Source organism: Thermococcus sp. JdF3 (genome assembly GCF_012027495.1).
Lineage (GTDB): Archaea > Methanobacteriota_B > Thermococci > Thermococcales > Thermococcaceae > Thermococcus.
Window position 1 is genome coordinate 80,422 of the sequence record NZ_SNUK01000004.1, and the last position, 19,177, is coordinate 99,598.

A 19,177-nucleotide genomic window follows, 5' to 3' on the forward strand; every position below is an offset into this window, starting at 1 on the left:
ATTGAGCGCGCGGGGGACTTCGAGGAAATATTCTGGTGAGGGGGCTAAGCCCCCCTCGTAGCCACTATTTTTATTCCGTTCCACTCGGCAACGACTTCCCCAATCTCCACAGGTGCCTCGAGCTTCAACTCCGCCAGGAATTTCATCAGCTCCGGAATCAGCTCCTTCGGTACCGGCTCCGCGGTTTTAACGCTCACCGTTGGCAGTGCGCCATCCCTGACCCTAACCACGCTCATGACGACCCTCTTGGGGTTGGTGGCCTCTTCCACTGCCCATTCCTGCCCCCTGGGGCAGGTGTGCCCGGTGACGCCTATGACCTTTCCGTCTTCAATCCTTACCTCAATGGAGCACCCAAGGGGGCAGACGATGCACGTGAAGCGGTACGTCTTCGTCATTCTCTCACCACCTCGACGGTAAGCTTCTCTGCATCCCTGATCTCCTCCGCCTTCAGCTTCACCCTGAGCATCTCGGCCGGCGTTGCCAGGGAGAGCTTTACGCGCTTCCCGACCTCGGGGATCCTGAGTTCGACGTCCTCCATCGGCCTCGCGACCCTGAGGTAGAGGTAAACGTCGCGCTCCCCGCTGAGGCGGTGTGGGGCGAGGAGGCGGACGTTTTCTCCCTTCTCAACCTTAACCCACTTCCTGCTCCCTATTCCGCCATTCTCGACGAACTCCTTCGCCCCTTCGGCCGCCAGCTCTCCCTGCTCTGCAACGTAATCGACGAGGTCGTTGATGAGGAGTGCGTTTCCAGCCACGAAAACCCCTGGAACGCTCGTCTCGAGCCTGTCGTTCACAACCGGCCCACCGGTGGAGGGGTCGATCTCAACGCCTATGGCCGTCAGCTTCTTGACGCTCGGCACTAATCCAGCGGAAACAATCAGTGTGTCTGCCTCAATCCAGAACTCGCTCCCCGGGATTTCCCTGAGGTTCTCGTCCACCTTTACGACCTTTACCCTCTCGACCCTTCCCCTGCCGCGAACTTCTACAACCTTGTGGCTCAGGTAGAGCGGAATATCGAAGTCCCTCAGGATCATGACGTTTCTGGCCAATCCACCGGGGTAGGGCATCAGCTCGATGACGGCCTTCACCTTTGCCCCCTCAAGGGCGAAGCGGCGCGCCATTATCAGGCCGACGTCGCCGGAACCGACTATCACAACCTCCCTGCCCGGCATTACCCCGTAGATGTCCATCAGCGTCTGGGCCTCTCCGGCGGTGTAGATTCCGGCAACTCTATCGCCGACTATTCCTATCTCGAAGGCGTGCCTCTCCCTCGCCCCGGCGGCGTAGATAACGGCCCTGGCCCAGACCTGGTAGGCACCGCTCGGTGATGTGAAGATGACCACCTTCTCAAGGTCGGAGTAGTTTTTGATTTCGAGCACCCTCGCGGCCGTTTTATACTCCACCCCGAGCTCCACCATCTTTCTGGCCAGCCTCGCCGCGAACTCCGGGCCGGTCAGCTCCTCCCTGAAGTAGTGCAATCCGAAGCCGGGGTGTATGCACTGGGGGAGTATCCCTCCCAGGTAGTCGTTCTCATCCAGGAGGAGAACGTTCAGCCCCAGCTCCTTGGCCCTTACCGCGGCCGCCATGCCGGCGGGTCCGCCGCCGATGACCACAACATCGTAGTTCAGCATCGGAATCCCCGGGAACATCAGGCATCACCCCTGAGGAGGGCCTTGACGTCGCCCACTCCAATCTCGCTTCCCTTACCTTTCAGGGTAACCTTCCACGGCTCAACGCCGTACTCCCTCGCGAGGAGCATGACTATCTTCGGCCTGCAGAAGCTCCCCTGGCATGTCCCGGTGGTTGCCTTCGTCCTGAACTTCACGGAATCCACGCTCGGCGTTTTAACGCCTATGAACTTCATCCTCTCGATGGCTTCAAGCACGTCCCCCTCGCTCACGTTGTTGCACCTGCAGACGACCTTTCCGTAGGAGGGGTTTCTCTTTACGGCCTCGTTGACCTGCTCCGGGCTCATCATGAAGAGGTGGCTTATCTCCCTCCTGTAGGGGTTCCACTTGGACTTCTCGACCAGTTTTATCCCGAGGTCGCGCCCGATTATCTCGGCAACCTCGTAGGCTATCGCTGGAGCGCTCGTCAGTCCCGGCGAACGGATTCCGGCGACGTTGATGAAGCCCCAGACCTCTTTCTCCGCTTTGATTATGAAGTCTCCCCCGCTGGGCTCTGGCCTTAATCCGGCAAAGGTTCTGATGACCTTGCTCTTCGGCGGGAGCTGGGGCCAGAGCTTCTTTGCCCCTTCCCAGACTTCTTCAAGCCCCTCCCTGGTGGTGGCGAGATCCTCTTTCTCCTCGGGGGGCAGATCCTGGGCGTTTGGCCCTATCATCAGATGGCCGGATATCTCGGTTGTTACTACGATTCCCTTGCTTATCGGGGTTGGGGTCGGGAAGAGGATCCTCCTCGGTCCGGGGATTCCCTCGTCGAAGAGCCAGTATTCTCCCTTCCTCGGGCGTATCTCGAAGTAATCTATGCCCGCCATTCTCGCTACCCTGTCGGCGTAGAGGCCTGCGGCGTTGATCACCATATCCGCCTCGATGAAGCCGTTGTTAGTCTCAACCCCCTTAACCTCGCCGTTCTCGACCTTTATGCCGGTGACCTCTGTCTCGAGGTGAGTTTTTACGCCGTTCGCCACCGCGTTCTCGGTTATCGCTATGACCGCTGGAATCGGCCCAATCTGCCCTACTATTGGGACCCATAGCGCCCCGATGGCTTCCCGCGTGAGACCGGGCTCGAGGTGGAAGAGCTCTTCCTTATCTACAATCCTCATCTCGGGGACGCCGTTCCTCCTTCCACGCTCCAGAAGTCTCTCAAGCTCGTCAAAGTCCTCCTCCCTGGTTGCGACTATCAGGGCCCCGTTCCAGACGTGGGGGATCTCAAGCTCCTTGACCCACTGGTGCCAGAGCCTGTTTCCCTTTATACACAGCTTCGCCCTCGTCGGATACTTCTCCGGGTCATCGTCGTAACCCCCGTGGATCAAAGCCGTGTTCGCCTTGCTGACGCCCCAGCCAACGTCCGGGGCCTTCTCTATCAGGTGAACCTCGAGGTTCTCGTACCGGCTCAGGACGCGCGCTATACTGGCCCCACTAATCCCCGCGCCTATTATGGCAACTTTCGTTTTCATGCTCTTCACCCCGATTTAACTTGAGAAAGGATTTTCACCGTTTTAAAGCTTTCCTTAACCTTAAGTTTGGCTGAAAAGGGAAGAGAGAACAGCTCTGGGCATGAGGGGGAAGGACATGGGTGGACACTCATCAAATGAACAGATATGGCGTCTGCCCTGCCAGTAACTTCAGTTTTGCATGTACGTCAAAAAAGAAGGAGACCGGAGCCGTGCGTTCGTCAGACTCCAACAACCTTCGCCCAGCCAATCGCCCTCTTCACTGCCTCCTTCCAGCCGCGGTAGAGCCGTTCCCTCGTTTCTTCGTCCATCGTCGGCTCGAAGATCCTCTCCGCCTTCCACAGGCTCCTTATCTCCTCGAGGCTCCCCCAGTAATCGACGGCGAGGCCGGCCAGATATGCCGCTCCCAGGGCTGTGGTCTCCTTCACGACGGGCCTGACGACGCGCCTGTTGAGTATGTCTGCCTGGAACTCAATCAGGAAGTCGTTCTCAGTCGCCCCTCCATCGACGCGGAGCTCCTTTATTCCTACGAGCCTCTCCATCTCCTCGACCACATCGCGCGTCAGGTAGGCTATAGCCTCTAAAGTCGCCCTCGCGAGGTGCTCCCTGCCGGTTCCGCGCGTTATGCCGATTATCAGCCCCCTCGCGAACTGGTCCCAGTAAGGCGCCCCGAGGCCGACGAAGGCCGGGACGAAGTAGACCCCCTCATTGCTTTCAAGCTTTCTCGCGAGTTCTTCGGTCTCGGGCGCGCTCTTTATTATCCTGATTCCGTCGCGGAGCCACTGAACTGCCGCACCGGTTATGAAGACGCTCCCCTCGAGGGCATAGGTGACCTTCCCATTGAGTCCCCAGGCGATGGTGGTGAGCAGGTTGTCCGAATAGCGGACGGTCTTTCCCGTGTTGGCCAGGATGAAGCTCCCCGTTCCGTAGGTGGCTTTCACCATCCCCGCCTCGAAGCCCGCCTGGCCGAACAGTGCCGCCTGCTGGTCGCCCGCGTCGCCGCTGACGGGTATCTCTGCAGAGGAGTTCCCTTTCCGTGTAGCCGTAGACCTCGCTCGATTCCTTAACCTCCGGCAGAACCTCCTCGGGGATATTGAAGATTTCGAGAAGCTCATCGTCCCATTCGAGCCTCCTGATGTTGAAGAGCATCGTCCTTGAGGCGTTGGAGTAATCGGTTACGTGCTCGCCGGTGAGGCGGTAGATCAGGAAGGTATCGACCGTTCCGAAGAGAGCCTCTCCCCTCTCGGCCTTCTCCCTCAAACCGGGAACGTTGTCGAGGAGCCACTTCAGCTTGCTGGCCGAGAAGTAGGCATCCGGCACGAGGCCCGTTTTCTCCTTGATTACATCACCGTATTCCCTCTTTATCTCCTCCACCATCTCGGCCGTTCTCCGGCACTGCCAGACTATCGCGTTGTGGAGTGGCTTACCGCTCCTGTCCCAGACTATCGTGGTTTCACGCTGGTTGGTAACGCCTATCGCCGCTATCTGGCTTGGCTCGATCTTTGCCCTCTCCAGGGCGGTCTTGATGGCCCTGAACTGGGCGTCCCAGATTTCTTCCGGGTTGTGCTCGACCCAGCCGGGCTTGGGGTAGTGCTGGGGGAACTCGTACTGCCCTATGCCCAGAACGTTGCTCTCCCTGTCGAAGACTATGGCCCTTGCAGAGGTGGTCCCCTCGTCGAGGGAAAGAACGTATCTTTCCATGATTATCACCAAAATAAAAAGTTCCTTGAGGGTATTAACGGTTTCGCCGGAAAAGTGGGAAACGGATTACCTCAATCCCAGTTCCCGGAGGTAGCTGATCATCCTCTCGACGTCGTTTGCTATGACGACCTCGAAGAGGCCCCTAAGCCTCGCGAGGTTGTCGTCGGCGTAGAAAAGTCCGTCGTTCTCTGTCCAGAGAACCACTTTAAGGCCGAGGGAACGCGCCCAGTGAAGGGCCTGCACCGTCTTCTCGAAACCGAGGAGGGCTATCGCCTCCATGGGCACGTTTATTGACCATAGGTTTAGCTCCTCCCTCAGCTTCGGAATCAGAGGGATCACTTCCTCCCTGTCTATGAGAAGCCCCATCGTGGTTTCCCCGTCGTGCTTCCGGTATTCCCTGAGGGCATCAATCTCGAAGGACGATATCATGACCCTCTCAGGGTCGTTCTCCGCCACTGCGGAGGCAACTTCTTCCGCGGCCTCAGGATCCTTCAGCTCTATGTTCACGAGTGCGTCCTTTGGGAGGGCATCGAAGACCTCCTCCAGCGTTGGAATCCTCTCGCCCATCCCTATGTCCGCCTTCCTGAGCTCCTCAAGCGTCATGTCCTTCTGTCTGCCCTTCATGTCGCTCGTCCTATCTATGGTCTCGTCGTGCATGACTATAACTTTCCCGTCCCCCGTCAGCCAGACGTCAAGCTCGATTCCATCGGCGCCCGATTCGACCGCCTTTCGGAAGGCCAGGAGACTGTTCTCGGGGAACCTGCTCATGTAGCCCCTGTGGCCGAGCACTATAACCTTATCCATTTCCCACATTGGAATCGCCCCAGGAAAATACTCCCTTCCCGTAAAAACCTTTCCTCAACCTGGCAGGGTCGTCCGAGATGACGGCATCCACGAGGGGGAGAAGCCTGGGCACCCAGTGGAGTTCGTCCATCCCGTGGTTCCAGAGGTAGATTCTAAGTCCGCGTTTTCTGAAGGTTTGGAGAAGGCTCCTGAACGCCCCGTACCCAACGTACGAAACGGCATCTATTGGCACGTGGAGGGAGTAGATGCCCTTCAACCGTGGAACCCATATGGGGGAGGAGTAGCCCACTATGGAAAAACCCACCCCGCAGTCGGGGCATGCCTTCAGAATGGTCTCCACTATCTCCGGCCTCTCGGAGGAAAAGACGGTTCTCTCGAGGGCCCCGTACCGTTCCGCCTCCCTTAGCAGGGGTTCAACGGCCCCGGCTTCTTTAACGTCGGCGTTGAATACCGCACCGTGAAGTCGTGTGAAGACGTCCTCCACCCGTGGTATCATCCGCCCCATTGGGTGCAGCCTTCTCATCTCGACGAAGGTTAGATTTTTGAGGGGGTAGAAAGCTCCGTTGGAGTAAAAGCCCCCGTCGTGGTGGGTTACGAGCTTTCCATCGCGGGTCAGCCTCACATCGAACTCCACTCCATCCGCGTATTTAAGCGCCCTCTCGAAGGATGGCAACGTGTTCTCGAGCCTTCCCCTGGCCCCTCTGTGTCCAAGGATGAGAGGTCTCTCACTGTCCATAGTTGTCACCCCTCCAACCGCTCAAAAATGAGCTCACAAGTCTTAAAAGTTTCATCCGTGTATTCTTTTCCTGTTAATTAAAACCCTGCCAATAGATGGGGGTGTACGGATTGGAGTTTAAGTACAGTAGGATATTCATACTCGGCTTTGGATTTTTCGGAATAAGCATTATCTGGGCCCTCTACAACGCCTACATACCGATATTCCTGCAGGACACGTTCCATCTCAGCAAAACGGTGACCGGCTTCATCATGACCATCGACAACCTCTTCGCGGTTCTCCTGCTCCCGTTCCTGGGCGCGCTCAGCGACATGACGAGAACGCGGATCGGGCGGCGTAAGCCGTACATACTGCTGGGCGCACCGTCGGCGGCTCTGATGTTCGCGCTCATCCCGGTAGCGAGGACCCACGAAAGTCTGGCCCTCTTCATGGGAACGATTATCCTGATGAACTTCTTTATGGCGCTGTTCCGCTCCCCGGTCGTTGCGTTCATGCCGGATATAACGCCGAGCGAAAAGAGGAGCCAGGCCAACGGAATAATCAACTTCATGGGAGGTCTCGGCGCCCTGCTGGCGTACTTCGGAGGCAAAGCCCTCTATGACATGAACTACGCCTACCCCTTCTACTTCGGTGCCGCGATAATGCTCCTCGCCAACGTACTCGTTGTTCTCGTCGTCCCCGAGCCCGAGGAGTACCGCGTCCCTGGGAAGAAGATAAGCGTGAGGAAGCTTCTCTCCGAGACATCCCACAGGAGCTTCGGTGAGCTGAAGGACAACCTCAAGGACGTGTTCACGAGTCACGAGAGGAGCCTCCTGGCCGTCCTCCTCGCGATATTCCTCTGGTTCATAGCCTTCAACTCGTTGGAGACCTTCTTCACCAGCTACGCCAAGTACTACCTTGGAATAGAGGAGAGCACGGGGGCATTCATGCTCGGCGTCTTCAGCCTGAGCTTCATGCTCTTCGCAATCCCCGCCGGGTTCATCGGAGGCCGCTTCGGAAGGAGGAGGACGATAACCCTGGGTCTTATAATAGTCATTGGAATAATGCTTGCCGCGTACCTCGTCGGCGAGGGCTCGAAACCGGAGTCCAGCTCCCTGAGCGACCCCGTCGTCATGACGTTCATGGGCCTCTTCTTCGTAGGCGGTATGGGATGGGCCATGATCAACGTCAATTCCCTGCCGATGGTCGTGGACATGACGACCGAGGAGAAGCTTGGAGGGTACACGGGTCTCTACTACTTCTTCAGCCAGGCGGCAAACCTCGTTGCCCCGCCCTTTGCGGGGGCGTTCCTCGACGTTATCGGCTACAGGACCCTCCTGCCCTTCGCGACGCTCTTCTTCATACTCGCGGCCCTGGCGATGCAGTTCGTCCGGAGGGGCGACATCGTTCGGAGGAAGGGCGACGCCCTCGACTACGTCCCAGATATGGATTGAGTTCAATTTCCCCATCTATTTAATTGTTGAAATCCAGATCGTCATAGATTGCTTGAGAATAAGGGGGTGATACCATGGAACGAAAGGGCTTCAATTGGGGTGTTGTTCTCGGTCTGGCTCTCCTGGGATTCAGCAGGAGCATGGGATGGGCCCTCAACAAGGGGTTCTCTTTCCCCCTGCTCTCCGACTACACCGGTTCCGCCTTTGTGAAGGGAAGCATTCTGGCACTTGAGGGGTTTATAGGCTTAATAATCCCGCCGCTCCTCGGATATTACAGCGATACCCTCAAGTCAAGGCACGGGAGGAGGAGACCCTTCATATTCATAGGGGGCATCCTCGCGGCGCTGGCGACGCTCATGATATGGGCCGCCTACAGGATGGGCGCTCCCCTCTGGGCCTTTGCCCTCACGCTGGGCTTCCTGTACTTCTCACTCCACCTCTACACCGCCCAGTTCAGGGCTTTAATGCCGGACACGGTTGAGAGCGGCCAGCGAGGAAAGGCGAGCGGAGTTATAACGCTCCTCGAGTGGGCCGGCAACCTCTTCCTCTTTGGCCTTGGGGGTTTCCTGGTTGCGAAGTATGGGAAGGACTACATCGGTCCGTTCGGGCTCACTGCACTCTTCCTCTTCATCGCGGCGGCTTTTGTCTACCACAAGGTCAGGGAGCCGGAGACCCCTGAGATAAAGGAAAACGAGAGTCTCTCGGGATACGTGAGGAGCATATTTGCCACGAAGGACTTCCTGAAGTTCTACACGGCCCAGATCCTCTGGTGGATGAGCTTCGAGTTCATAGCCATATTCCTGTACGGTATCATAGCGTTCATACTCAAGGGCAATGCGACACCTGAGACCATCGATGCAGTGACCTCGATGGGCCTCTACCTGATGGCGCTCTTCAACGTTGCAGTGCTCATTGGTTCCCTCCCCGGCGGCTACGTCTACGATAGGGTGGGAAGGAGGCTCAGTATAATCATAGGAGGCCTCATCTTCGCCCTGCCGCTCCTGTGGGGGTGGTTCATCCACACGGAGGCCCAGATTTACATGGCACTGTTCATGGCCGGAATCGGGTGGGGGGCGCTCATAGCGGCATCCTACCCCGTGGTCGGAGACCTCCTCACCAGGTTCGAGAAGGAGGCCTTCACGGGGCGCTACTACGGTGTCTACGAGGCCACCAAGTCAATCCCGGTACTGCTCGCGGGCACCATAGGTGGGGCCATCGTTGACCTGGCGGGTGGTAACTACCGCATTCTCTTCCCGATAGGGGCCATCCTGGTGTTCCTCGCGATGCCCCTTATATGGAGCATGAAGGAGCTCGAGGTGAGGAGGGAATGATGGCCTGGCTTGTTCTCTTCCTCTTCTTGCTCTTTCTGGCCTTTTCGGCCTTCGTGGGTTACAAAATGGTGAAACCGCCGCGCCTCATTGGGGACTGGACGCCCAAGGAGCTGGGCTTCGACTACGAGGATGTCACCATCGAAACGGAGGACGGGATTAAGCTGAGCGGCTGGTGGATTCCGAACGGGAGCGACAAAACGGTCGTTCCGCTACACGGCTACACGGCGAGCCGGTGGAACGACCTCTACATAAAGCCCACGATCGAGTTCCTTCTCGGGGAGGGCTACAACGTCCTTGCCTTTGACTTCAGAGCCCATGGAAAGAGCGAAGGGAAGTACACGACGGTCGGCGATAGGGAGATAGCCGACGTGAGGGCCGCCGTAAGGTGGCTGAGGGAGAAGCACCCTGAGAGTAGCAATAGAATCGGATTAATAGGCTTCTCGATGGGTGCCATGCTGACCATACGCTCGCTCGCCGAGATTCAGGAGGTCTGCTGCGGCGTCGCCGATTCACCGCCGATGGACCTCGATAAGACAGGCGCGAGGGGGCTGAAATATTTCGCCAAACTGCCCGAGTGGCTTCACATCTTTGTCCGGCCCTTCACGAAGCTCTTCAGCGGTGGGAGAGAGGTTCACCCCATAGAGTACGCCGATGACGTCAGAAAGCCGCTCCTCCTCATAGCCGGTGAAAAAGACCCCCTGGTCACGGTTGAGGAAATCAGGGAGTTCTACGAGAGGAACAGGGCTGTGAACGCCGGTGTTGAACTCTGGGTTACCGACGCCCCCCACGTGAGGACGCTCAAGTTCCATCCCGATGAATGGAAAGCCCGGGTCGGTGAGTTTCTGAGAAATGTCATGGGTTAGGCTTTTAGCCCCGGGTTTCCATTTTTTCCCGTGGGAGCATGAAAGCGGAAATCTCGACCATGGTCATCATCGTCCTCGTCTTCGCGGCGTCGTCCTCCATATCCGCGCCCGCCTACATCCACCGGTTCGGGGACTTTGCCATTCTCATACACGACGTCAGCCCGGGATACTTCGAGCAGCTGAGGGAGGTAACCGCCCTTATAGATGAATACTCCCTCCAGAACGCGACTTACCTCTTCGTGATTCCGAACCACGGCGGGGGAATGCCTCTTGAGGATTACCCCGCTTTCGTGGCTTTCCTCGGGAGGCTGGAGGCGGAGGGCTACCACATCGAGCTTCATGGCTACACCCACATCGGGGACGAGTTTAACTGCGGCGCGAACTTGGCCGCGGAGAAGCTTGAACTCGGCCTTGAGGCACTCGCCCCGCTCAACGCATCGCCCGCGTACTTCATAGCCCCACGATACTCCCTCTCGGAAGATGCACTGGCGGTTCTCCTGTCCCGCAACATAACCATCATCGGGGAGGATTTCGTGTACTTCCCCAACGGAACCATTGAGCCGATATACAATAGGGAGTACACGTGGTACCTTCCCAGCCCCCTCCTGGACTACCAGCTGGCGAGCGCCAGGGCCTCGTACGCCCACACCAGGGGAACTTTCCTCCTGTCCATCCACCCTGGTGCGGTCAACAGCGGTGATGGAATGGAATTTCTGAAAAGGTTCCTGAATGTTGTGGTTTCAATGAAAAAATAGAATTACTGGAGCCTCCTGACTGCCCAGTTGTAGAGGAGTATCGCCACCAGCAGCATGCCAAAGCTGCTCACGGCCACCCACGCAACGTCCGGCAGAACCTCACTCGCCGGCCTGTGGTAGAGCTCCAGGAGGCGGAGACTTTTAAGGGCCGTCCCGAGGGGGAAGTAGTCCGCTATGGGCCTTGCCCACTCCGGGAGTACGCTCGCCGGGATGACGATGCCTGCCAGGAAAAGCAGGGGCATTGAGATGAGGTTGACTATGGCGTTCGTGGCCTTTATGCTCCTCGTGCCCATAGCTATGGCCAGCCCCAGGCTCATCGAGAAGACTGCGGCGAGGAATATTATCACCCATCCGAGGGGACCCGGAAAGATCGTTTCCCCGAAGACCAGTCTCGCGTAGGCTATGCCTATGAGTATGCTCACCGTTATGATGATGAACGTGGAGAGCATCTTTCCGACCAGGAAGTCCCAGGCGGTGGCCGGCGAGGCAGCTATGCGCCTTAGTGTGCCGTGCTCTATCTCCTCAAGCGTTCCAGAGCCTATCATGAGCATTGTTGCAAAGAGGAACTGTATCCCTATGAAGCTCGTGACGTAGAATTGAACGGCCGAGGGGGCTTCTCCCCTAACTTCCTTCTCCTCCAGTTCGAGGGGATTCGTAAGCCCGAGCATGTATCCCCTGACGTCGTCCATCGTGAGGTTCCCCGCCCCTTCATCTGGGATGTACCTCTCCATGTAGCCCAGGGTGATGTTCAGCCTCCTCTCGACCATCCTCTTCTCGAACTCCGAGAAGAAGCCCTTTATAACCCCGCTGACTATCTGGTAGTTCTGTGGGTCGCTCCTGTCGAAGTAGGTGTAAATCCTGCCCTGAAGACCACACGAAACGTTCTTTCCAAAACCATCCGGAAAGACCAGGAGAACGTCGACCCTTCCGGTCCTGACGGCGTCTATCCCTGCGCTCTCGTTGGGGTAGGTTTTGACTCTGAAGACGTGAATCCCTTCCATCGTCACGTTCTCCATTACGTTCACGACGTCGGTCGCGCTGAACTGGGCGCTCTCGTTGGAGTAGACGACGCCGACGTCTATACTTATCGGCGGGTTGTGGCCACCCCATATCCCTCCGAGCAGGGTGATCCACATCAGCGGAAAGACGAATATCCAGAAGAGCGCCATCTTCTCCCGTCGGGTCTCCCTCAGATCCTTGCCGAGTATAGCCCTGATGGCCCTGCTCTTCATTCCAGCCCCCTCCCGGTGAGCTTTAAGAAAACGTCCTCAAGTGTCGGCTCCTCAACCCTTATCGTCCGTATCTCGCTCCCCGCCCCCACGAGGAGTTCCACAATCCTCGGCAGGGCGGTTTTTGAATCTTCTACGGAAATCCTGAGTGCCCCTTCACGCTCTATCGTCCTCGAGAACTCCTCTTTCACGAGCTCCGTGCCCCTCAGGATGCCCTCGACGTGTATCACACTTTCCTCCCCCGCGAGGGACTTCAGTTCGTCGGGGGTTCCGACGGCTATCACAGTCCCCTCGTTCATTATCGCCACCCTGTCGGCGAGGGCCTCCGCTTCCTCCATGTAGTGGGTCGCCAGGAGTATCGTTTTTCCCCCTTCGCGGAGCATTCCTATGACCTCCCAGAGTTCCCTCCGCGAGGGCACATCCAGCCCCGCCGACGGCTCATCGAGGATCAGAAGTTCCGGCTCGTAGAGTAGTGCTATCGCCAGATTGAGGCGCCTCTTGAAGCCGCCGCTCAGCTCCCTGGCCTTTTTCTTTGCCGGGAGGGAGAACTCCAAGATAAGCTCCCTCACGCGCTCCCTGGGTGCATCGTAGAGGTCGGCGTAGAAGTGCAGGTTCTCCTCCACGGTCAGGAGGCCGTAGGCCACACTCTCCTGGGGAGCGTAGCCTATCAGTCTGGCGGTCTTCTTTGAGAGGGGCTCGCCGAAGACCAGTATCTCGCCGGAATCGTAGCCCAGCCCTTCTGCCAGAATCCGTATCAACGTGGTCTTTCCGGCCCCGTTCGGACCGAGGAGCGCGAAGACCTCCCCTTTTTCAGCTTCGAGGTCTATCCCCTTCAGGGCGAGGAAATCACCGTAGCTTTTCCTCAGCCCCCTGATCTCAAGAGCTTTCATAGGTTCACCCATTCTCTAGTTGGGTGTCATTGAATATAAAACCCCGGGAAGTTCTGAAATTCAGAATGGCCTCGGCTAACCCTCTTCTCCTCACCGCTCAGCGTGGCTAACGCTCGTCATCGGCCGGGAGAATTTCGGGGGAACCTTTTAAAAAGCAACCGCCGAGAAGGGAAGGGGGATGAAGAGCGTTTACCGGTCTGATTCGCTACCGGATGAAGAGACTGGCACTGGCAGACCCCATCACTTCTTGAAGAGCTCGTGCTCCACGAGCGCGACTATGTCGTTGTGGATGTCCTCAACGCTCGCAAGGGCGTTGACTATCCTCATCTCCGGGAAGCGCTCCGCGAGCTTGAGGTAGTTCTCGCGAACCTTCTTCTGGAGCTCCGCTATCTTGTCGAACTCGGTCTTTATGCTCCGCCCGTTTATGCGCTTCATGCTCTCCTTCACCGGCAGATCGAGGAGTATCACGAGGTCGGGCCTCACGGCGAATCTGTTGAGGTCAATGAGCCACTCAAGGTCGAGCCCTCTCGCCCACTGGTATGCGAGGGAGGAGTAGAAGTAGCGGTCGGATATGACGATTTTACCGGCTTCTATTGAGGGTTTTATCAGCTTGCTGACGTGCTCTGCCCTGTCTGCGGCGAACAGGAGTGCTTCCGCTTCGTGGCTTATCCTCGCGCCGTCTATGATGCCCTCCTTTCCGCCGGTGAGCACGAGCTTCCTGATGAGCTTTCCGAAAGCCGTGTCTGTAGGCTCCTTTGTGAGAACGACCTCGTGACCCTTCTCCTCAAACCACTCCGCCAGAAGTTTTGTCTGAGTTGATTTTCCCGCACCATCGATGCCTTCGATAACAATGAACATTCCCACACAGGTCACCCCCAAAATGGACGGAGAATTATAACGGCGCGGGCCTTTTTAACGCTTTTCCGTGAAAATTTTTGAAAAGGATTTAAAAAGAGCCCAAAAATTCAAAGGTTCTTTTTCATGTGGTCGAGCAGCTTCCATATGCTGCCGAACTCCAGCTCCTCCCCGTCCCTGTAGAACTCGACAACCCCCTCGGGCCTGAAGCGCAGTCCAAAGTCGTAGTCACCCTTCCCGAGCTTGTGGAGGAAGACCTCTTTGGGCTTCGGGGGAAGGTAGCTGGTCATCATATCGTTGATCAGCTCAATCTCGAAGCCGAAGTGGTCGCTCATGCGCGGGAAGAAGAGCACCGCGGGGGTGTTCATGGCATCGACGAGGGCCTTTCCATCGATGCGGAAGTTGTAGTGCTTGAAGACCTCGTGGAGGAAGTCGTCGAGGGCGTTGGGATAATAGACCGTCGCCCCGATGTCGTTGGGGTGGGCCTCTATGAAGCTCCTGCTCTCCAGTATGGCCCCTATTTCGTCGCCATCGAGGCCGCTGACGTAAACGCGGACGCCGCCGTAGTAGTACACGTAGGCCAGGGGCAGGCCCTTCCTCATGGCGAAGTCCTTGAGGGCTATGAGGGGAATGAGTCTGACGTCCATGATGGTTGAGCCTGTACTGACGATTCCGACCACCATGGCGCGCTTCCCGTACCTTGAGATGGCCCTTCCGTCCCTTCCGACTATTATCGTGCCGTGGGATATCGTTCCTATTGCCCTTCCGAGAAGGGCGAGCTCCTCAGGGTTGAACCTGGGGGAATAGTACACCTCCACTTTCATCACCTCAATCAGGCAGTATTATACTCTCCTTTCCAATCCGGGACTCCACCCAGATCTTGACGTTGGAGCCAATCTTGCTGAAGTCTTCGATGAGCGTGTTGTCGCCGATTACGCTTCCGGGCTGTATCACAACGCCCTTCCCAATGTGGACGTTTTCGCCTATTATGGCCTCCCGAATCTCGGCACCATCCTCTATGACGGCACCTGAAAATATCACCGAACGCTCTATTTTAACGTTTCTGCCAACTTCAACGTCGTCTCCGAGCACCGCGAACCCCCTTATCCCGGGCCTCCTCAGCACGCACCGCCTTCCCGTGACGAGTGCCCCTCCGTGTTCGAGGTTCCCCTTGAGGCCCTCCGTCCGCAGCTCGGGCAGCAGGAGCCGCCCATGGAAGACGTCTTCCGTTGCCTGGAGGTAGCTGGAGGGTCTGCCCACGTCGTTCCAGTATTCATTGAACGGGAAACCGTACAGGGCGAGATCGTTCTCCAGCATTCGGGGGAAGAGATCCTTTGAGAAGTCGAAGTTCATTTCCGTAGGGACGAGATCGAACGCCTCCGGCTCGAAGACGTAGATGCCGGCGTTGACGAGGTTGCTGAACGTCTCCTCCGGCTTCGGCTTCTCCTTGAAGCGAAGTATCCTGCCATCGTCGTTGATCACCGCTATGCCGTACTGGGTGGGATCCTCAACCCTTGATAGGGCTATCGTGGCGAGGGCTTTTTTTCTGCGGTGGTACTCGTAGAGCGCCTTAAGGTCAAGGTTCGTCAGCACGTCGCTGGAGACGACGAAAAACGTTTCGTCCATGTTCTTTACCACCTTCTTCGTCGCCCCTGCTGTTCCGAGCTTGATGTTGTCGCCGTTGGAATACCGCATCCTGACGCCCCAACTGCTTCCGTCCCCGAAGTAGTCAATTATGCGCTCTTTGAGGTACCCGACCAGGACGTATATCTCATCCACGCCCGCCTTCACCAGGTTTTGAACGGCGTACTCCATAAGCGGCCGGTTGAAGAATGGAATCATCGGCTTTGGCCGGTACACCGTTAGTGGAAGCAACCTCGTGCCCCTACCTCCGGCCAGAATCACGGCTTTCATTACAAGCACCGATAGTCTATATCACCGCGAGTTAATATACTTTGCGCCGATGCAGTGAGATGAACACCGGTCGATAAATATGGGCATCTGGTACCTGTCGTTGTGACAAGCTGTCCTCCCTTTTCTGGATAATAACCAAAATACGGCCTGGAATTGCCCCATGTGCTGGTCATAACGACGAAGAATTTTTAAGCCCGAATCCAACTCCCAACGGAGGCGATATTATGAACGCCATTGAGAAGCTTGAAAAGCTCCTCGATAGAGAGCAGTTTGAGAAAATCAAGGCCCTGAACAACCCGGAACTCCACGAGTTTCTGGCGGAGTGGATTGAGTGGCTCGAGCCTGATAAGGTCTTCGTCTGCACGGACAGTCCTGAGGACGAGGCCTACGTCAAATGGAAGGCCCTCTACTACGGCGAGGAAAAGATGCTTGAGACCCCGAATCACACGGTTCACTACGATAATTACTACGACCAGGCCCGCGACAAGGCCAACACGAAGCTCCTCGTTCCGGGTGGGAAGGCGATTCCCTTCCTCAACACCAAGGACAGGGACGAGGGTTTGAGGGAGATACGCGAGCTCATGAAGGGCGTTATGAAGGGCAAGGAGCTCTTCGTCTGCTTCTTCGTCCTTGGGCCCAGGAACTCGGTCTTCACGATTCCTGCCGTTCAGCTCACCGATTCAGCCTACGTCGCCCACTCGGAGTTCATCCTCTACAGGAAGGGCTACGAGGAGTTCAAGCGCTTGGGTAGAAACGCTCGCTTCTTCCGCTTTGTTCACAGTGAGGGTGAGCTCGACGATAGGAAGACCAGCAAAAACCTCGACAGGAGGAGGATTTACATCGATCTTCTCGACGAGACCGTTTATTCAGTCAACACCCAGTACGGAGGAAACACCATCGGCTTGAAGAAGCTCGCCTTCAGGCTCACCATCCAGCGTGCGGTCAGGGAGGGCTGGCTCAGCGAGCACATGTTCCTGATGCGCGTCAACGGCCCCGACGGAAGGAAGACCTACTTCACCGGCGCCTACCCGAGCATGTGCGGAAAGACCTCCACCGCCATGATCAGCTGGGAGAACATCGTGGGTGATGACCTCAGCTTTATAGTGCCCGTCAACGGCGTTGCTAGGGGAGCCAACGTTGAAAAGGGAGTCTTCGGCATCATCCAGGGCGTCAATCCCGAGGACGACCCGATAATCTGGGAGATACTGCATTCACCGGTCGAGATAATATTCTCCAACGTGCTCGTCAAGGACGGCAAGCCCTACTGGAACGAGATGGGGGTTCCGATTCCCGACGAGGGTGAGAACCACAGCGGAAAGTGGTGGCGCGGAAAGAAGGACGCAGAAGGAAACGAGATACCTCCGAGCCACAAGAACGCCCGCTTCACGGTCTCACTGGAGCACTTCCCGAACGTTGACCTGGAGGCCCTGGAGAACCCATGCGGCGTTGAGGTCGGTGGAATGATATTCGGCGGCCGCGACAAGGACACCTGGCCGCCGGTCAGGGAGGCCTTCAACTGGAGGCACGGCATCGTTACGATGGGCGCCGCCCTCGAGAGCGAGACCACCGCGGCGACCCTCGGCAAGGAAGGCGTCAGGGCCTTCAACCCGATGGCCATACTTGACTTCATGAGCGTCCCGCTCGGGGAATACCTCAGGAACTACCTTGACTTTGAGAAGAAGCTCAGAAAGGCCCCCAAGATATTCGCGGTGAACTACTTCCTCCGCGATGAAAACGGGAACTGGCTTAACCACAAGCTCGACAAGGGCGTCTGGCTCAAGTGGATGGAGCTGAGGGTTCACGGGGACGTCGGGGCGATAGAGACCCCCATAGGCTACATACCGAAGTACGCGGACCTCGCCAGGCTCTTTAAGGAGGTCCTGGACAGGGAGTACACCAGGGAGGAGTACGAGAAACAGTTCACCATCCGCGTTCCGGAGTTGCTCGCCAAGATAGAGCGCATCGAGACCATCTACCGCGAGAAGGTTGGGGAAGTCCCGGAGGAGCTCTTCCAGGTTCTCGAGGAGGAAAGGAAGAGGCTCCTTGAGGCCAGGGAGCGGTACGGGGACTACATCAGCCCCTTCGCCCTTGAAGAAAAACTTTAAATTTTAACTTTTTTTCACTTTCTCTGAATGAAGGTTGGGGAACTTCACGGATATCCAATTTCGATTGAGGTTCTCCTTAGAGATAGGAGGCTCGTTATGAGGCCCTCAGTCTACACCCACGAAAGGGGCTGGGTGAGGTTCGAGGGTGTTCAGGGAACGGCGCTCCTTGAGTGGCTTCTCCTCCTGCCGGTCGGGCATTACTGGGGTGGCTATGTTCCACCGGTTCCACTGAGATGGAAGTTCCGGACGGCCGATGACTACGTTTGCATAGCGGATGGGTGCATGGACTGGAAGCGTCTCCTAAAAGAATCGCTGGTTATGACGTATCGGTTCCTAAGGGACCACGCCGGAAAGATAAACCGCCTCCTGCTGGAGAGGGAGCAAAAGCCCATCAACTACTCAAGCCTCGGCAAAGCGTACAGAAAGGCTGTGGAACTCCACCGCGAGAGGTACGGGGAGCCTTGGTTCCTCCTGCGCCCGAAGTTCAGGGGCAGGGTGCTTGAGTTCTGGATTGACCTTTCAACGTACGACTCCTGCGACATCGAATACGCATGGGGAGAGCTGAAGGTTATGGACGTTCCCCTCGGGAGCTGGTGCATCGAAAATGAGGAAGGTGCGTGTGTGGGCTTCTATGGCTTCGTGCAGGAGCTCCTCCACGTTGCACACTCCATAGTCACGGGACACAACAAACTCCACGTGTACAACCTCGAGGATGCCCTGGATGAAAATCTGCCCGTTAGAAAGGATTCACTAATCATACGGACATCCCTCTTCTTCCAGTTCCTCGACTTCTACTTCGAGGTGCCCCGTGGGGGGAAGGTAGTTAGGATACACCGCGTGAACGAAATGGGTGACTGGTTCCCAAAGATTAAGATAGTTGAGGTGCCCCTAGGAGATTTCCTCCACGACGTCATCGCGCTTGGGAGGTGGTACTTCGAGAATTTCGGGGTCTTCTGGAAAATTGAGGAAACGATATCCAAGGTTTCCAAAAGGGACTACTACGCGAGCATAATGAACGTGTATCTCTCAGCACTCGGCGCGATGAAAAAGAAGAAGGGAAAGGAACGGGTTCCAACTCCCCTGTCAAAGAGATACCGTGCGTGGACGCTTTGGTGCAAGGACGACGAGCTCCCCGTGGAAGTCAGCGGGCGCCTGTTCAAGCTCCGGGAACTGACATCCGAACCTTTCGGGCTGGTGGACGAAATAGAACGAGAGCTCACAAAGATATACGGCAGGTACCGGAACCCGTTTTCGGAAATGGGCGACACCTTTGAAATCCGGCTCAAAGCTTCCCCCAAAGACCTCCCCGGTTCGGAGCTCGTTCTGACATTGAAGAGACACTGGAAGGGGAAGTATCAGCTCGTAAAAATCCGCGTCCTGCGGACTTCGTCAAACGTCGAGCGGTAAGGCTTTTTAAGGACATCGATAA

Annotated in this window: 16 protein-coding genes and 1 pseudogene; 6 read left to right on the forward strand and 11 right to left on the reverse strand. The window is 56.9% G+C overall.

The genetic code is table 11. The annotated features are described in order from the left end of the window. Positions 1-44 precede the first annotated feature (44 nt). From E3E42_RS07510 to E3E42_RS07535, 6 genes and pseudogenes are all read right to left on the reverse strand, one after another. The gene (locus E3E42_RS07510) at positions 45-395 is read right to left on the reverse strand and encodes a DUF1667 domain-containing protein (RefSeq protein WP_167903774.1); all 351 of its coding nucleotides are present in this window, start codon (positions 393-395) and stop codon (positions 45-47) included. Then, positions 392-1,648: an FAD-dependent oxidoreductase gene (locus E3E42_RS07515; RefSeq protein WP_167903776.1), complete on the reverse strand. Its 1,257-nt coding sequence runs from the start codon at positions 1,646-1,648 to the stop codon at positions 392-394. The genes E3E42_RS07510 and E3E42_RS07515 overlap by 4 nt, the downstream gene beginning before the upstream one ends. Beyond that, positions 1,648-3,135 (reverse strand): NAD(P)/FAD-dependent oxidoreductase, encoded by a 1,488-nt coding sequence (locus tag E3E42_RS07520; protein ID WP_167903778.1) that lies wholly within the window; start codon positions 3,133-3,135, stop codon positions 1,648-1,650. Before E3E42_RS07520 ends, E3E42_RS07515 begins: the two co-directional genes overlap by 1 nt. A gap of 218 nt (positions 3,136-3,353) precedes the next feature. Further along, positions 3,354-4,833, reverse strand: a pseudogene (gene glpK, locus E3E42_RS07525) (glycerol kinase GlpK). Positions 4,834-4,899: 66 nt separating this feature from the next. Continuing rightward, positions 4,900-5,646 (reverse strand): glycerophosphodiester phosphodiesterase family protein, encoded by a 747-nt coding sequence (locus tag E3E42_RS07530; protein ID WP_167903780.1) that lies wholly within the window; start codon positions 5,644-5,646, stop codon positions 4,900-4,902. Next, a complete protein-coding gene (locus E3E42_RS07535) occupies positions 5,630-6,373 on the reverse strand; it encodes a glycerophosphodiester phosphodiesterase family protein (protein ID WP_167903782.1) in 744 nt (247 codons plus the stop codon). Before E3E42_RS07535 ends, E3E42_RS07530 begins: the two co-directional genes overlap by 17 nt. A 110-nt stretch (positions 6,374-6,483) precedes the next feature. Between E3E42_RS07535 and E3E42_RS07540 the strand changes: the two genes are divergently transcribed. The 4 genes from E3E42_RS07540 to E3E42_RS07555 all read left to right on the forward strand — a co-directional run bounded on the left by E3E42_RS07540 (position 6,484) and on the right by E3E42_RS07555 (position 10,755). After that, a complete protein-coding gene (locus tag E3E42_RS07540) occupies positions 6,484-7,806 on the forward strand; it encodes an SLC45 family MFS transporter (RefSeq protein WP_167903784.1) in 1,323 nt (440 codons plus the stop codon). A 74-nt stretch (positions 7,807-7,880) separates the two neighbouring features. Then, positions 7,881-9,137, forward strand: coding sequence for an MFS transporter (locus E3E42_RS07545; protein ID WP_167903786.1), 1,257 nt, complete (start codon positions 7,881-7,883; stop codon positions 9,135-9,137). Continuing rightward, complete coding sequence (locus tag E3E42_RS07550; protein WP_167903788.1) at positions 9,134-10,000, forward strand: alpha/beta hydrolase; 867 nt, start codon at positions 9,134-9,136, stop codon at positions 9,998-10,000. Before E3E42_RS07545 ends, E3E42_RS07550 begins: the two co-directional genes overlap by 4 nt. Positions 10,001-10,038: 38 nt before the next feature. Then, the gene (locus E3E42_RS07555; RefSeq protein WP_240913668.1) at positions 10,039-10,755 is read left to right on the forward strand and encodes a DUF2334 domain-containing protein; all 717 of its coding nucleotides are present in this window, start codon (positions 10,039-10,041) and stop codon (positions 10,753-10,755) included. A 2-nt stretch (positions 10,756-10,757) separates the two neighbouring features. Here the strand turns inward: E3E42_RS07555 and E3E42_RS07560 are convergent, their stop codons facing one another. From E3E42_RS07560 to E3E42_RS07580, 5 genes are all read right to left on the reverse strand, one after another. Then, entirely contained in the window at positions 10,758-11,987 is a 1,230-nt protein-coding gene (locus E3E42_RS07560; RefSeq protein ID WP_167903790.1) for an ABC transporter permease, read from the reverse strand. Continuing rightward, positions 11,984-12,874 carry an ABC transporter ATP-binding protein gene (locus E3E42_RS07565; RefSeq protein ID WP_167903792.1) on the reverse strand — a complete coding sequence of 297 codons (891 nt, stop codon included), beginning with the start codon at positions 12,872-12,874 and terminating at the stop codon, positions 11,984-11,986. The genes E3E42_RS07560 and E3E42_RS07565 overlap by 4 nt, the downstream gene beginning before the upstream one ends. Positions 12,875-13,114: 240 nt before the next feature. Next, positions 13,115-13,732: a dTMP kinase gene (tmk, locus tag E3E42_RS07570; protein WP_167904022.1), complete on the reverse strand. Its 618-nt coding sequence runs from the start codon at positions 13,730-13,732 to the stop codon at positions 13,115-13,117. 107 nt (positions 13,733-13,839) lie between these two features. Continuing rightward, positions 13,840-14,547, reverse strand: a complete 708-nt coding sequence (locus E3E42_RS07575) for a phospho-sugar mutase (RefSeq protein WP_167904023.1) — start codon at positions 14,545-14,547, stop codon at positions 13,840-13,842. A 10-nt stretch (positions 14,548-14,557) separates the two neighbouring features. After that, entirely contained in the window at positions 14,558-15,643 is a 1,086-nt protein-coding gene (locus E3E42_RS07580) for a sugar phosphate nucleotidyltransferase (protein ID WP_167904024.1), read from the reverse strand. Positions 15,644-15,867: 224 nt separating this feature from the next. Here E3E42_RS07580 and E3E42_RS07585 point away from each other — a divergent pair, with 224 nt between their 5' ends. Both E3E42_RS07585 and E3E42_RS07590 read left to right on the forward strand, forming a co-directional pair. Further along, positions 15,868-17,748 (forward strand): phosphoenolpyruvate carboxykinase (GTP), encoded by a 1,881-nt coding sequence (locus E3E42_RS07585; protein WP_206206063.1) that lies wholly within the window; start codon positions 15,868-15,870, stop codon positions 17,746-17,748. Between the two features lie 27 nt (positions 17,749-17,775). Continuing rightward, positions 17,776-19,155: a hypothetical protein gene (locus tag E3E42_RS07590; RefSeq protein WP_167903794.1), complete on the forward strand. Its 1,380-nt coding sequence runs from the start codon at positions 17,776-17,778 to the stop codon at positions 19,153-19,155. Positions 19,156-19,177 lie beyond the last annotated feature (22 nt).

What these genes read in the sequence shown, in the direction of transcription:
- E3E42_RS07550 (WP_167903788.1), top strand. Translation starts at nt 9,134, where the DNA reads ATGATGGCCTGGCTTGTTCTCTTCCTCTTCTTGCTCTTTCTGGCCTTT.
- tmk (WP_167904022.1), bottom strand. Translation starts at nt 13,732, where the DNA reads ATGTTCATTGTTATCGAAGGCATCGATGGTGCGGGAAAATCAACTCAG.
- E3E42_RS07590 (WP_167903794.1), top strand. Translation starts at nt 17,776, where the DNA reads ATGAAGGTTGGGGAACTTCACGGATATCCAATTTCGATTGAGGTTCTC.
- E3E42_RS07545 (WP_167903786.1), top strand. Translation starts at nt 7,881, where the DNA reads ATGGAACGAAAGGGCTTCAATTGGGGTGTTGTTCTCGGTCTGGCTCTC.
- E3E42_RS07535 (WP_167903782.1), bottom strand. Translation starts at nt 6,373, where the DNA reads ATGGACAGTGAGAGACCTCTCATCCTTGGACACAGAGGGGCCAGGGGA.
- E3E42_RS07585 (WP_206206063.1), top strand. Translation starts at nt 15,868, where the DNA reads ATGAACGCCATTGAGAAGCTTGAAAAGCTCCTCGATAGAGAGCAGTTT.
- E3E42_RS07530 (WP_167903780.1), bottom strand. Translation starts at nt 5,646, where the DNA reads ATGTGGGAAATGGATAAGGTTATAGTGCTCGGCCACAGGGGCTACATG.
- E3E42_RS07520 (WP_167903778.1), bottom strand. Translation starts at nt 3,135, where the DNA reads ATGAAAACGAAAGTTGCCATAATAGGCGCGGGGATTAGTGGGGCCAGT.
- E3E42_RS07555 (WP_240913668.1), top strand. Translation starts at nt 10,039, where the DNA reads ATGAAAGCGGAAATCTCGACCATGGTCATCATCGTCCTCGTCTTCGCG.
- E3E42_RS07515 (WP_167903776.1), bottom strand. Translation starts at nt 1,648, where the DNA reads ATGTTCCCGGGGATTCCGATGCTGAACTACGATGTTGTGGTCATCGGC.
- E3E42_RS07510 (WP_167903774.1), bottom strand. Translation starts at nt 395, where the DNA reads ATGACGAAGACGTACCGCTTCACGTGCATCGTCTGCCCCCTTGGGTGC.
- E3E42_RS07580 (WP_167904024.1), bottom strand. Translation starts at nt 15,643, where the DNA reads ATGAAAGCCGTGATTCTGGCCGGAGGTAGGGGCACGAGGTTGCTTCCA.
- E3E42_RS07560 (WP_167903790.1), bottom strand. Translation starts at nt 11,987, where the DNA reads ATGAAGAGCAGGGCCATCAGGGCTATACTCGGCAAGGATCTGAGGGAG.
- E3E42_RS07565 (WP_167903792.1), bottom strand. Translation starts at nt 12,874, where the DNA reads ATGAAAGCTCTTGAGATCAGGGGGCTGAGGAAAAGCTACGGTGATTTC.